Annotated in this window: 14 protein-coding genes; 8 read left to right on the forward strand and 6 right to left on the reverse strand. The window is 72.5% G+C overall.

Going from position 1 to position 13,009, the window contains the following annotated elements; translation table 11 throughout:
• Nucleotides 1-10: 10 nt before the first annotated feature.
• Both ACPT94_RS31325 and ACPT94_RS31330 read right to left on the reverse strand, forming a co-directional pair.
• Nucleotides 11-1,168: a CaiB/BaiF CoA transferase family protein gene (locus ACPT94_RS31325; RefSeq protein WP_425247370.1), complete on the reverse strand. Its 1,158-nt coding sequence runs from the start codon at nt 1,166-1,168 to the stop codon at nt 11-13.
• A gap of 109 nt (nt 1,169-1,277) precedes the next feature.
• Complete coding sequence (locus tag ACPT94_RS31330; RefSeq protein WP_425247371.1) at nt 1,278-1,658, reverse strand: MmcQ/YjbR family DNA-binding protein; 381 nt, start codon at nt 1,656-1,658, stop codon at nt 1,278-1,280.
• A gap of 91 nt (nt 1,659-1,749) precedes the next feature.
• Here ACPT94_RS31330 and ACPT94_RS31335 point away from each other — a divergent pair, with 91 nt between their 5' ends.
• Nucleotides 1,750-2,928, forward strand: coding sequence for a saccharopine dehydrogenase family protein (locus tag ACPT94_RS31335; RefSeq protein WP_425247372.1), 1,179 nt, complete (start codon nt 1,750-1,752; stop codon nt 2,926-2,928).
• Nucleotides 2,929-2,947: 19 nt separating this feature from the next.
• On the opposite strand, the gene mmpA is transcribed toward ACPT94_RS31335, so the two are convergent.
• From mmpA to ACPT94_RS31355, 4 genes are all read right to left on the reverse strand, one after another.
• Complete coding sequence (gene mmpA, locus ACPT94_RS31340) at nt 2,948-3,094, reverse strand: morphogenic membrane protein MmpA (protein WP_189932885.1); 147 nt, start codon at nt 3,092-3,094, stop codon at nt 2,948-2,950.
• Nucleotides 3,095-3,283: 189 nt separating this feature from the next.
• Complete coding sequence (locus ACPT94_RS31345) at nt 3,284-3,979, reverse strand: endonuclease V (RefSeq protein ID WP_425247373.1); 696 nt, start codon at nt 3,977-3,979, stop codon at nt 3,284-3,286.
• Nucleotides 3,980-4,040: 61 nt separating this feature from the next.
• Nucleotides 4,041-4,367, reverse strand: coding sequence for a plasmid stabilization protein (locus ACPT94_RS31350; protein ID WP_360341068.1), 327 nt, complete (start codon nt 4,365-4,367; stop codon nt 4,041-4,043).
• Nucleotides 4,368-4,427: 60 nt separating this feature from the next.
• A complete protein-coding gene (locus ACPT94_RS31355; protein ID WP_425247374.1) occupies nt 4,428-5,564 on the reverse strand; it encodes a WD40/YVTN/BNR-like repeat-containing protein in 1,137 nt (378 codons plus the stop codon).
• Nucleotides 5,565-5,787: 223 nt separating this feature from the next.
• Here ACPT94_RS31355 and ssgD point away from each other — a divergent pair, with 223 nt between their 5' ends.
• The 7 genes from ssgD to ACPT94_RS31390 all read left to right on the forward strand — a co-directional run bounded on the left by ssgD (nt 5,788) and on the right by ACPT94_RS31390 (nt 12,996).
• The gene (ssgD, locus tag ACPT94_RS31360) at nt 5,788-6,201 is read left to right on the forward strand and encodes a spore wall synthesis regulator SsgD (RefSeq protein ID WP_360341074.1); all 414 of its coding nucleotides are present in this window, start codon (nt 5,788-5,790) and stop codon (nt 6,199-6,201) included.
• Nucleotides 6,202-6,511: 310 nt separating this feature from the next.
• Complete coding sequence (locus ACPT94_RS31365; protein WP_425247375.1) at nt 6,512-8,152, forward strand: ABC-F family ATP-binding cassette domain-containing protein; 1,641 nt, start codon at nt 6,512-6,514, stop codon at nt 8,150-8,152.
• A gap of 539 nt (nt 8,153-8,691) precedes the next feature.
• Nucleotides 8,692-9,468: a dimethylargininase gene (gene ddaH / locus ACPT94_RS31370; RefSeq protein ID WP_360341080.1), complete on the forward strand. Its 777-nt coding sequence runs from the start codon at nt 8,692-8,694 to the stop codon at nt 9,466-9,468.
• A gap of 229 nt (nt 9,469-9,697) precedes the next feature.
• A complete protein-coding gene (locus ACPT94_RS31375) occupies nt 9,698-10,672 on the forward strand; it encodes an acyl-ACP desaturase (protein WP_360341083.1) in 975 nt (324 codons plus the stop codon).
• Nucleotides 10,673-10,759: 87 nt separating this feature from the next.
• Nucleotides 10,760-11,605 carry a hypothetical protein gene (locus ACPT94_RS31380; protein ID WP_425247376.1) on the forward strand — a complete coding sequence of 282 codons (846 nt, stop codon included), beginning with the start codon at nt 10,760-10,762 and terminating at the stop codon, nt 11,603-11,605.
• Nucleotides 11,606-11,783: 178 nt separating this feature from the next.
• Entirely contained in the window at nt 11,784-12,722 is a 939-nt protein-coding gene (locus tag ACPT94_RS31385) for a trypsin-like serine peptidase (RefSeq protein WP_360341089.1), read from the forward strand.
• A 1-nt stretch (nt 12,723) separates the two neighbouring features.
• Nucleotides 12,724-12,996, forward strand: coding sequence for a carboxypeptidase-like regulatory domain-containing protein (locus ACPT94_RS31390; protein WP_360341092.1), 273 nt, complete (start codon nt 12,724-12,726; stop codon nt 12,994-12,996).
• The last annotated feature ends 13 nt before the right edge of the window (nt 12,997-13,009 follow it).

The raw sequence follows: 13,009 nt of genomic DNA on the forward strand, positions 1-13,009 counted from the left end.
CCGAGCGGGGTCAGTCGCCCTGGTGCGGGAGGTCTGTCGCGAGCCGGGGTATGTCCCAGTCCCGCGCGACGTCCGCCGTCCCGGCGCCGGGTCGCGCGGGAGCGCTGCGGACGGCGGTGGGGGTCGCGGAGAAGCGGGGGGCGGGGGCGGGCTGGGTGATGCCGCCGTGGTCGGTGAAGGTGCCGCGGGCGGCGAGGTGCGGGTGGTGCGGGGCCTCGCGCAGCGACAGCACGGGCGCCACGCACGCGTCGGAGCCCTCGAAGACGGCCGTCCACTCGTCCCTGGTGCGGGACGTGAACCGGGCGGCGACCGCCTCGCGCAGCTCTCCCCAGCGGGTCGGGTCCTTGCGGGCGTCCGCGAAGTCCTCGACGCCGAGAAGACGTACGAACTCGTCGTAGAACTGCGGCTCGAGGGCGCCCACGGCCATGTACTTCCCGTCGGCGGTCTCGTAGGTGCCGTAGTACGGGCAGCCGCCGTCGAGGAGGTTGGCGGCGCGGCGGTCCTGCCAGCCGCCGGCGGCGAGCATGCCGTGGATCATCGCGGTGAGGTGGGCGGCGCCGTCGACGATGGCGGCGTCGACGACCTGGCCGATGCCCGTCACGCGCGCGTGGTGGAGGGCTGCGAGGACGCCGACGACGAGGTAGAGGGAGCCGCCCGCGTAGTCGCCCAGGAGGTTGGCGGGGACGGCCGGGGGCGTGTCCGGGGCGCCGATCATGCCGAGGGTGCCGGTGAGGGCGATGTAGGCGACGTCGTGGCCGGCGCGGTGGGCGAGGGGGCCGTCCTGGCCCCAGCCGGTCATACGGCCGTAGACCAGACGGGGGTTGCGGGCGTGGCAGGCCTCGGGGCCGACGCCGAGGCGCTCGGCGACGCCGGGGCGGTAGCCCTCGATCAGCACGTCGGCGCGGGCGGCGAGGTCGAGCAAGCGCGCCGGGCCGTCCGGTGACTTGAGGTCGACGATCACCGAGCGCTTGTTGCGGTTGGTGACGTCGTGGTCCGGGTCGATCGCGAGGGAGGAGCCGCCGGGGCGGTCCACGCGGACGACGTCGGCGCCGAGGTCGGCGAGGAGCATGCCCGCGAAGGGGCCGGGCCCGATGCCGGCGAGTTCGACGACGCGCACACCGGCGAGCGGGCCGTGCCCTGCGGTGGCAGCGGTGCCTGCCGTTGTCATCCAGCCCCCTTGCTGTGACACAACCGATGTAACACCAGTGATGCTAGGAACGCCCTCCCACGGAGACAAGAGCGGGGCGAGCAAGCGCTTAGCCAGTTTCCCCCGGAGGTCAGCGGGCGTCCAGCTCCGCCATGAGCCGCCTGGGTGCGATCGTGCGGTAGCTCTCCTCCACCCAGTCGCACAGCAGCTCCGCCGTGGGGGCGCCCTGCCGCTCCGGCGGGACGCTCACCCAGCCGGCCCTGCCGAGGCCGTACCCGGCGGATTCGACGCCCGGGGAGGCCGGCGCGTGGGCGTGCGCCGTGTCGTCCCTGAGCTCGACCGTGACGCCCAGCGGGTGACCGCCGCCGTCCACGCCGAGGAAGACGAACACCTTCTTGTCGACCTCGGCGACGGTCTCGCCCCAGGGGAACTCCTCGGTCGCGCCCGGCAGGCCGAGCGCGAACTCGCGCACCTTCTCCCACTTTTTCAGGGTGTTCCTGGGTACGGCCACCTGCTGCCTCCGGGCTCGTCGTCGGGCTCCGCACTCCTCACGCTAGCCTCAGCCACCGACAGCGGCGCGGGCTGCACGACCAAGGGGTGTCATGAGCAGGCTGAAAAGGACGGACCGTCCCTACGACATCGTGCTCTTCGGAGCCACGGGCTTCGTCGGGGCGCTCACCGCGGAGTACCTCGCGGCCCACGCGCCCGAGGACCTGCGCTGGGCGATCGCCGGCCGCGACGAGATCCGGCTCAGGCGGCTGCGCGACCGGCTCCCCGGCGGCGCGGAGCCCGGCGTGCTGCGGGCGGACGTGTCGGACCCCGCCTCGCTGCGCGCCCTCGCCGAGCACGCGCGCGTGGTGGCGACGACGGTGGGCCCCTACGTGACGTACGGCGAGGACCTGGCGGCCGCCTGCGCGGACGCCGGCACCGACTACGTCGACCTCACGGGTGAGCCGGAGTTCGTGGACCTGGTGTACGTCCGGCACGACGCACGCGCGCGGGAAACGGGAGCCCGCCTGGTGCACGCCTGCGGGTTCGACTCGGTCCCGCACGACCTCGGCGCGTATTTCACCGTCCGGCAGCTGCCGGAGGGCGTGCCCCTGACCGTGGACGGCTTCGTGACCGCCGACGCCACCTTCTCGGGCGGCACCTTCGCCTCCGCGCTCAACCAGTTCGCGCGTGGCCGGCAGATGGTGGCCGCGGCGCGCGAGCGGCACCGGCACGAGCCGCGGCTGATGGGCCGCCGGGCCACCGCTGCGCTGGGCACGCCACGGTTCGCCCCGGAGGTCGGCGCGTGGGCGCTGCCGCTGCCGACGATCGACCCGCAGATCGTGCGCCGGTCGGCGAAGTCACTGGAGCGCTACGGCCCCGACTTCCGCTACCGGCACTACGCGGCCGTACGGCGGCTGCCCGTCGCCCTGGGCGGTACCGCGGCCGTCGGCGCGCTGTTCGCGGCGGCCCAGCTGCCGCCCGCCCGGCACTGGCTGTCGGACCGGCTGAAGCCCGGGGACGGGCCGAGCGCCGAGAAGCGGGCGCGCAGTTGGTTCTCCGTCCGGTTCGTGGGCGAGGGCGGCGGCCGGCGCGTGTTCACCGAGGTCTCGGGCGGCGACCCCGGCTATGACGAGACGGCGAAGATGTTCGCCGAGGCGGCGCTGTCCCTGGCCTTCGACGACCTCCCGGAGACGGCCGGCCAGGTCACGACGGCGGTGGCGATGGGCGACGCGCTCATCGACCGGCTGCGCGCGGCGGGCATCCGCTTCCGGGTGGCCGCGAGCCGCTGACCGGCCCTTCGGCACGCCCTCAGATCGGCCACTGCACCAGCGTGTAGATCATCCCGACGATCCAGCCCAGTCCCGCCAGGACGGCGAGGACCAGCGCGGCGTTCACGGCGCGCTCGACGGGCCGGTCGGGGTCGGCGAGGGGCTTCGGGGCACGGTGTGTCGTCATGCGGGTCAGCCTGCCGGGCGGCGGCCGGGGCCCACATCCGTACAGGTACTCAGACGACGTACTCAGGGACGTACTTGAGCGAGGACGCGTCTTACGGCGTCCTGCGGTACCGGGCCGGGCACCTCCGGCGGTGCGCGGGAACCCGGCGACGGTTGCGTGGGCCGCGACTCCCGGTACCGCGGAGGTCGGTCAGCGGCGCGTCGTCGCGTCCTTGAGCGCCCTGCGGCACAGCGCGTCCGCCCTGCGCGTCGACTCCGGCAGGCGGAACTCGGGGGCGAGGGCGAGGGTGTGGGCGCAGGCGTTGTCCAGGGTCACGCGGTGGCCGACGGACACGAAGACCGGCTTGACGCCCGTCCGGGTCCGCAGGGCACGGCCCACCTCGTCGCTGCCCGCCAGCAGCGGCGAGACGGATCCGCGCGGGGTGTCCGGCTCGTCGTACGTGAAGGTGAAGGGGTTCTTGGCGACGCCGATCGTGGGCAGACCGGTGAGGACCCCGAGGTGGCTGGCGAGACCGAAGCGACGGGGATGGGCGAGGCCGTAGCCGTCGCAGACGACCAGACCGGGCGGGCAGGGCAGGGCGTCCAGGGCGGCGAGCACGGTGGGGATCTCGCGGAAGGCGAGCAGACCGGGCACGTACGGGAAGGAGATCCGCCCGACGGCGGTGGCCTCGCCGACGACGTCGAGGCTCGCCGCGTCCAGGACGACGGCCGCGGCGGCGACGACGTCGAGTTCGTCGTCGTAGGCGACGTCGACCCCCGTCACACGGCCCGTGCCGGGCGGTGGTCCCGGCTCGTCGAGCACCACTGCCGCCCGCAGTTCGTCCTGGACGGCGCGGGCCTCCTCCTCGGTCGCGGGCCAGCCCGCCGGAACGCTTACGGTCGTCATGGTGAGGACGAGCGTACGGCTCCGGAGGGCCGGCCCGCGATCTTGTTCCGGAGCGGCCGCGTCAGCTCTTGCCCAGGGCCCGCTGCAGCTGGCTCTTGTTCATGTCCGAACGGCCGTGGATGTTGCGGCGCTTGGCCTCCTCGTACAGCTGGTCGTAGGTGGGCCCCTGAGAGCCCTTGCCGGACCGCTGCCCGCCCCGCTTGCCGGACGACATGTCCTGCGTGGACGTGCGGCTTGCGGTCTTCGACTCGCCGGACCGGGCGCGTTCCTTGTTCACCGTCCGGGCCGCGATCTCCTGCGCCCGCTCGGTGCTCTCTCCCCGGTCCTGCGCGCTCTTCTTGATGTGCTCGTACTGGCGCTCCCGCTTGGGGCTGGAACCGCGTGGCATGTGCGCTCACTCCTTTCGCCGTCGCGGAACGGGTACCCCGAAACGGCGCACTGAGCGGGCTCACCTCTCCAGCCGTGCGACCCGCCCCTGTTCGCCCGCGGCCCAGCACCCGAGGTCGGGGGTGCAGTCGACGGTGTCGTACGAGCCGGTGTCGACCGTGCGCCAGGTGCGGCCGGCGTCGGTGGTCAGGTCGGTGCCGGTGGGGCCGACCGCGAGGGCGGCGGTGCGGCTGTGCGGCAGCCAGGCGACGCCGGAGCGGTAGGCGGGCGGGGGCGTGGCGCTGGGCCGCCAGGTCCGGCCCGCGTCGCCGGTCACGGCGGCGGCCCGCGGAGAGGGCTGGTCGGGACGGTAGTCGCCGCCGACGGCGAGGCCGTGGGCGCGGTCGCGGAAGGCGAGGGCGAAGACCCCGCGCGCGGGATCGCCCGCCGGGATCGGGGAGTCGGTGGCCGTCCAGGTCAGTCCGCGGTCGGAGGAGTGCAGCACGCGTGCGCGTGCGGCGCCGCCGGTGGCCAGCCAGACGTCCCGGGAGCCGGTGGAGACCAGGCACTGGCCACTGGCGGCGAAGCCCGCCTCGCCCTCCAGGGCGGGCGGCATGCCCGTGTTCGGCAGGACCTTCCAGGAGCGGCCGCCGTCGCTGGTCGACAGGATGCGGAACCTGCCGTCCACGGGGTCGCTCATCGCGAGGCCGTGGCGGCGGTCGAAGAAGGTGAGGCAGTCGTAGAAGGCCCGGGCGTCGGTGTTGCGGAAGGACTCCGTCCAGGTCGCGCCGCCGTCGTCGGTGCGGTACACGCGCGAGGCCTCGCCCTCGCCGATGGCGAGCACCACGGCGCGCCGCGCGTCGAAGGCCTCGACGTCCCGGAACTGCAGCTCGGCGGCGCCGGGGGGTGAGACGTTTCGCCAGGTGGTCCCGCCGTCGGTGGTGCGCAGCACAGTGCCCTGGGTGCCCGCCACCCAGGCGGTGTTCCGGTCGACCGCCGCCAGGCCGCGGAAGCGGACGGAGGGGGTGCCGGTGTCCTTCAGCGCCCACGCAGCGCCGTGCGTCCGCGCCGACGCGGGGCCGTGCGCCTGTGCCTGGGCGGGGGCGGCGGTCAGGACGGCCAGCGCCGCCGCGCAGGCCGCCGCGGCGGCCGCCCTCCGCCCTGCGCGTCCCGCCCGTGCCGTTCGTACCGTGCGTCGCCTGTTCCCCAAGGGCCTCATGGCGGGCGAAGCTAGTCCACGGCGGGGGTGCCGTCCAGAGGACCCCGAGCGCCTCAACCGCCCTACGGGGCACGGGAGGAGAGGTGAGTCACTCCCGTGCATGAAGGCGGTGACCGAGGTCACTCGGATCCCGTGTGCACGGATCGGCCGGTTCCGGCGTCTCTTCCAGTGTCCGGCCCCCACCGCCCGGAAGTTCGTTTCGCCGTCACAAGGGAGCAAGGCGTTGTCCACCGTCATCGAGCAGCCCGTTGAGGCCCGCCTGGTCGCCGCCGCGCCTCGGATGCAGAGCATCCCCGCCACGCTGCACTACGACCGGCGCGATCCCTTCGCCGTCCGCATGACCTTCCCGGCCCCGGCCACCCTGGAGGGCGTGGAGGTCTGCTGGACCTTCGCCCGCGACCTGCTCGCCGCCGGTCTGCACGACGCCGAGGGACACGGCGACGTCCGCGTCCGCCCGTACGGCTTCGACCGCACGGTGCTGGAGTTCCACGCCCCCGAGGGCACCGCGATCGTGCACGTCCACTCGGCGGACATCCGGCGCTTCCTGCAGGCCACGAGCGATCTGGTGCCCACCGGCCTGGAGCACCTCCAGCTCGACCTCGACCACGACCTGGCGGAGCTGATGCGGGACGCCTGACCCGGCGCGATTAATCCGTTGACAGCCCTCCGACCCGCTCCTACGGTGTAGAACGCTTCTGTTGCCGCCGATTGGAGTAGGACGTTGCTCGTCTGAGGTCTGAGACACCGCGCCACACCTGTCAGGTGTGGGTGCCGCGTGCGACCTCGGCGTTCGAGCCGTCCCTGCGGGCAGGGCCTCTCCCCCTGGTTCCTCCGGGTTCCTCCGGGTTCTCTTCCGGTCCCCCGCTCCCCCGCTCCCGCGGTGGTCGCCGCCTTCCGGTGTCTCGATACGCGTTGCCCCTGACCGCACACGCAACCGCGAGGCCCGCTTGTCAATTTCGATCACCTGTTCCTCCCTCTCCTTCGCCTGGCCGGACGGCACCTCCGTCTTCGAGGGAATCGACATCGCCTTCGGCCCCGGCCGGACCGGGCTCGTCGGCGTCAACGGCTCCGGCAAGTCCACCCTGTTGAAGCTGATCGCCGGCGAACTGACCCCCGCCGACGGCGTCGTACGCGTCGCGGGCGAGGTCGGCCATCTCCCCCAGAACGTCACGCTCGACACCACACTCCGGGTCGACCAGGTCCTCGGCATCGCCGCGCAGCGGGCCGCCCTGCACGCGATCGAGGCCGGCGACGTGTCCGAGGAGCACTTCGAGACGGTCGGCGACGACTGGGACGTCGAGGAGCGCGCCCTCGCCACCCTCGGGGAACTCGGGCTCGGCCACATCGGCCTGGACCGCACCATCGGCGAGGTGTCGGGCGGTGAGTCGGTGCTGCTGCGCCTGGCCGCGCTGCTGCTGCGCCGGCCGGACGTCCTGCTGCTCGACGAACCCACCAACAACCTCGACCTGTACGCCCGTCGACGGCTCTACGCGGCCGTCGCCTCCTGGCCGGGCGTGATGGTCGTCGTCAGTCACGACCGCGAACTCCTGGAGCTGGTCGACCAGATCGCCGACCTGCGCTCCGGCGAGGTGACCTGGTACGGCGGCGCCTTTTCCGCCTACGAGGAGGCACTCACCACCGAACAGGAGGCCGCCGAGCGGATGGTGCGGGTCGCCGAGGCCGACCTGAAGAAGCAGAAACGCGAACTCGTCGAGGCCCACACGAAGTTGGCCGCGCGGACCCGCTACGCCAACAAGATGTACGAGAACAAGCGCGAGCCCCGGGCCGTGATGAAGCTGAAGAGACGCTCGGCCCAGGTCTCGGCGGGCAAGCACCGCATCCTGCACGAGGAGAGGCTCGCCGAGGCCAAGGAGCGCCTCGACGAGGCGGTGGAGGCCGTACGGGACGACGACGAGATCCGCGTCGACCTGCCGTACACGGCCGTACCGCCGGGCCGTGACGTCCTCACCCTCCAGGATGTCCAACTCGCGTACGGCGCGCGCGTGGAGGGCGGTTTCGACCTGCGCGGGCCCGAGCGGGTCGCCCTGGTCGGGCGCAACGGCGCGGGCAAGACGACGCTGCTGCGCACGATCGCCGGGGAGCTGGCGCCGGTGGCGGGCGAGGCACGCGCGCACGTGCCGCTGCGTTTCCTGCCGCAGCGGCTGGACGTCCTCGACGGCGAGCTGACGGTCGCCGAGAACGTGGCCCGGTTCGCGCCGGGCGCCACCAACAACCGGATCCGGGCCCGCCTGGCCCGCTTCCTGTTCCGCGGCGCCCGCGCGGACCAGCAGGCGGCGACGCTGTCCGGCGGGGAGCGGTTCCGGGCGGCCCTGGCGGCGCTGATGCTGGCCGAGCCGGCGCCCCAGCTGCTGATGCTGGACGAGCCGACGAACAACCTCGACATGGCGAGCGTGCGCCAGCTCACCACGGCTCTGGAGTCCTACGAGGGGGCGCTGATCGTGGCCAGCCACGACCTGCCGTTCCTGGAGTCGATCGGCATCACCCGCTGGCTGCTGCTGGACGGGCGACTGCGGGAGACGTCGGCGGAGGAGGTGACGGAACCGGTCCAGGGCGTGTTTCGAAAGTAGCGTCGTCTGCCCGAAGGGCAGGCCCGGCGGCGTCTGGTGCGTGCGATCGCAAGGCGGAGGGTCGCCCCGATACTGGTGGTGCGGGGGGAGCACGACAACGCGGCGAGCGTGCGTGCCAGGCGTCGCCGGGCAGACGGGACTTAACACGCCCTAGGCCTCCGCAACAGGCCCTACGGCGGTCCGCGCCGTGTGTCTCAGGACAGGCACAGCCTGACGGCCGGGGTTTTGTCCTCGTCGAGCGGCGCTGCATGATGGCTGATCGGCGCCTGTCAGGGGCGCCGGTCAGGGCCTGTCCGGCGGATCGGGTCGCAGAGAAGCGACGGTCGCTGATCCGCGCGGGTGAGCCGGGTATGGTGCGGGCAGCTGCAAGGCGTCGGAGGAGGGCGTCGACGCGATGGGGGTCCCTCCGCTCGAGCGGAGTCGAGGGTGACAGGCGTCGACAACCGACGACGATGCGGCAGATGTGCGTGCCGTACCCGGCGCCTGCGGCACGATCCGCCGGGCAGGACCTGAGCCACCGCCGATTCGGAGACCTGGACGTGCCCAGCAAGAAAGCCCTCATCCGCCGCCCCGGCCCGCGCCTCGCCGAAGGTCTGGTGACGCACCTCGAGCGGGAGAAGGTCGACGTGGGCCTCGCCGAGGAACAGTGGGAGGCGTACGTCGAGGCGTTGCGGACGCACGGATGGGAGACCGTCGAGGTCGACCCGGCCGACGACTGCCCCGACTCCGTGTTCGTCGAGGACACGGTCGTGATGTACCGGAACGTCGCCCTGATCGCACGGCCCGGCGCCGAGTCCCGGCGTGCGGAGACCGCCGGCGTCGAGGAGGCCGTGGCGCGCCTGGGCTGTTCGGTGAACTGGATCTGGGAGCCGGGCACGCTGGACGGCGGCGACGTGCTGAAGGTCGGCGACACCGTCTACGTCGGCCGGGGCGGCCGGACCAACGCGGCCGGCGTCCAGCAGGTGCGGGAGGCCTTCGAACCGCTGGGGGCGCGGGTCGTGGCCGTACCGGTGAGCAAGGTGCTGCATCTGAAGTCGGCGGTCACGGCGCTGCCCGACGGCACGGTGATCGGGCACATCCCGAAGGTGGACCGCCCGTCGCTGTTCCCCCGTTTCCTGTCGGTGCCCGAGGAGGCCGGCGCCCATGTGGTGCTGCTGGGCGGCCCCAAGGTGCTGATGGCGGCGAGCGCGCCGAAGACGGCGGAGCTGCTCGCCGACCTCGGGTACGAGCCCGTGGTGGTCGACATCAGCGAGTTCGAGAAGCTCGAGGGCTGTGTGACATGCCTCTCGGTGCGCCTGCGCGAGCTCTACGCCTGAACGGCTGAGCCGATCGCCGTTTCCAGCCCCGGGACCTGCGGATCCCGGGGCTGTTCCGGATGCCCGGCGGGCTCCGTTGTCAGCCGTTGGGACGCGGGCTGATCAGCGGTCTTTACGACACCCTTAACCTACGGGTTCGTAACCTACGGATTCGTAGCCTACGATCCCGTAAGTTCCGGCACCGCCCGCCGGACGCTTTCCGCTGTGCATCACGTCCCCTGGAGTATCCGTGACGATCGCTTCCCCTCACCTCGGCAGCCCCTCCGTCTGGACCGACGCCCGGCTGCTGTACGCCCTGGAGGAAGTGGTCGAGAAGGAGCTGAACCGGCATCTGAAGGTCGCCAAGGACTGGATGCCGCACGAGTACGTGCCGTGGAGCGACGCGCGCAACTTCCCCGGCCTCTTCGAGGACGGCGAGGCCTGGGACAAGGAGCAGTCCAAGGTCACCGAGATCGGCCGGATCGCCCTCGTCGTGAACCTGCTGACCGAGGACAACCTCCCCAGCTACCACCACGAGATCGCCTCGCTCTTCGGCCGGGACGGCGCCTGGGGCACCTGGGTGCACCGCTGGACCGCGGAGGAGGGCCGGCACGGCATCGTCATGCGGGACTACCTGCTCGCCTCGCGCGCGGTGGACCCGGACAAGCTGGAGCAGTTCCGCATGGCCCACATGAGCGAGGGCTTCGAGTCGGACAACCGGCACTCGATGCTGCACTCGGTCGCCTACGTCGCCTTCCAGGAGCTGGCGACCCGCATCTCGCACCGCAACACCGGCCACCAGTCCGGCGACCCGGTCTGCGACCGCATGCTGTCGCGCATCGCCACCGACGAGAACCTGCACATGGTCTTCTACCGCAACCTGCTCAAGGCGGCCTTCGAGATCGCGCCCGACCTCACCATGCAGGCCGTGCGGGACGTCGTCGTGAACTTCCGGATGCCCGGCCACGGCATCCCCGGCTTCGAGCGCGCCGCGGCGCAGATGGCGATCGGCGAGGTCTACAACCTGCGCATCCACCACGACGACGTCCTCCAGCCCGTGCTGCGCTTCCTGAAGGTCCTGGAGATCGACGGTCTCGGCCCCGAGGGGCTGAAGGCGCAGGAGGAACTGGGCCTGTTCATGGGCGGCCTGGACGCGGAGGCCCTCAAGTTCGACGAGAAGCTGGCGGCACGCAAGGCACGGATGGCGGCGCGGGCCGGCAACTGACGCGCCTTCGCCTCACCCCGCGGGCGGCTCGCACAGGGAACCGATTTCCCGGTGCGGGCCGTCCGCCGCCTGCGGCATCATGCCGCCATGCACTACAGCCACACGGTCCAGCAGGCGGTCGGTTTCCTTCTCGGTCTGACCGACGAGGAAGCCGCCGGACGGATCCGGCGGCGCATCGGCCTGCCCCGGCCCGCGACCGAGGACCCCAGGGTGAGGCGGCGCAGGCTGAACCAGGTGTGGGCCTGGCCGTCGAACGTGCCGTCCTCCCTGGCGCTGTGGATCCTGCAGGAGGACGACCCGGAACTGAACGCCGTGGTGTGGCGCTACATCGGCCTCGACGCCGGTCTGCGCCGGGCCCTCGCCCGCGGGATCCCGTTCGGCCCCGGCCGCACGGAACCCGTCCCGGTGGACCGCCGGCTGCCGGTCGAGGAGCCCGAGATCCCCGACGCCTACGTCCACCACGGCCTCGTGGGCGCTCTGCGCGAGGCGACCAGCATGGCCGCCGGGCGCGCGGCCGCGTCCATGGTCCTCACCCCGGCCGACTGGCGGACGGTCACCGAGGCGGACGCCGAGCGCGCACTGCCCGGTTACGCGCGCTGGGCGCTGTCCGTGCGCCCCGACTGCCCGCCCGCCCTGCGCGCCCAGTTCGGCTCGCACCCCAAGTTCACCCACCGCGTGCGACAGGCGGGCGTGCTCGACGGCCCCGCCGAGTACGCGACGGACCACGGTCCCGCCGTGCGCGTCCTGGACGTGCTGGCCATGGGCGGGATGATGTTCCCGGCACGGATCGGTGAGGCCGAGGACAGCCTCCGGCCGCTCGTACAGCAGCACTTGGGCGACCGGGAGGAGGCCTGGGCGGTGCTGGCGCAGCTGATCGGCACGTTCCACGGCACCGCCCCGGAGTTGGTGGTGACCGCGGGCGCCATCGCCTGAAGCCCGCTGGTGCGGCACCACCCGGACGGACGTATCGTGACAAAGGCGGCATGAAACGGTGGTGCCGTCAACTCGGCCCACCCCATTCCGTCCCCTCTTCAACAGTCCATCCCTGGACGTTCGGCCGGCTGTCGCCGGTGGATCGCGGCGCCGGCCTCTGCAGGAAGGCCTTGAGGACATGACACGCGATCAGCACACCTCTGTGTCCAACCAGCCCGAGGAACAGGTCGCCCTGGCCGCGGAACAGGCGCTCTTCCAGCCCCCGTCCGAGGGCGTCGAGGGCACTGCGGTACAGGCGGTACAGACGGGCTCCAACGGCCTGGAACAGGTCGAGGGCTATGTGCGTCCCGAGTACGACAGGATGTCGACCGAGGTGTGGACCCCGCCGACCGCGGAACTGCCCGACATCGGCGTGGCGTCGTTCGGCCCGCCCCGGCCCGCGGCCGAGACCGTGCACGGACCGGACGACAGAGTCCAGATCACGAACACGGCGGACTACCCGTGGCGCGTGCACGCGTCCCTGCTCATCACCGCGGCGAACGGCGACCGGTACATCGGGACCGCCTGGTTCATCGGGCCGCACACGCTCGTGACCGCCGGCCACGTGGTGTTCATCAACCACCCCGGTCACCCCGACCACGGCTGGGTCCAGAGCATCCAGGTCATGCCCGGCCGCAACGGCCCGTCGCTGCCCTTCGGCTCCGTCACCAGCACCAACTTCCGCTCGGTGAGAGGCTGGACCGCCTCGGGCGACGAGAACTACGACTACGGCGCGATCATCATTCCCACGGAACTGGGCTCCACCACCGGCTGGTTCGGGTTCGGGGCGTGGCCGGACGCCGATCTGCTCAAGACCACCGGCAACATCTCCGGCTACCCGGGCGACAAGCCTCCCGGCACCCAGTGGTACGACGCGCGCGGCGTCAGTTCGGTGAACCCGCTGAAGGTGTACTACGACATCGACACCGCCGGCGGGCAGAGCGGCAGCGCCGTGTACCGCGTCATCAACGGAAGCCGCTACGGCATCGCCGTGCACGCCTACGGCGGGGCGAGCGTCAACTCCGGGACGAGGATCACCCAGCCCGTCTACGACAACCTGGTCGCCTGGAAGGCGTGAGGTGCCCCACCGCGACCAGCCCGCGCACCTGATCACCGGGATCGTGGAGGACACGGCGGGCACGCCCGTCCCGGACGCCAGCGTGTATCTCACCGCCGGCCCGGAGCCCTACCCCGACATCGCCGCGCTCTCCGCGGCCGACGGCAGCTTCACCCTCTCCGTGCGCGGCGAGGGCGCCTACACCGTCCAGTGCCGCACACCGGACGACAGGATCGGCGAGGCCACCGTCACCGCGGGCGGCGACAGTCCGGCACGGGTGCGTCTGCGGGTGTGAGGACGGCGACAGG

Source organism: Streptomyces aurantiaciflavus, assembly GCF_049808595.1.
In the GTDB taxonomy this organism is placed as follows: Bacteria; Actinomycetota; Actinomycetes; order Streptomycetales; family Streptomycetaceae; genus Streptomyces.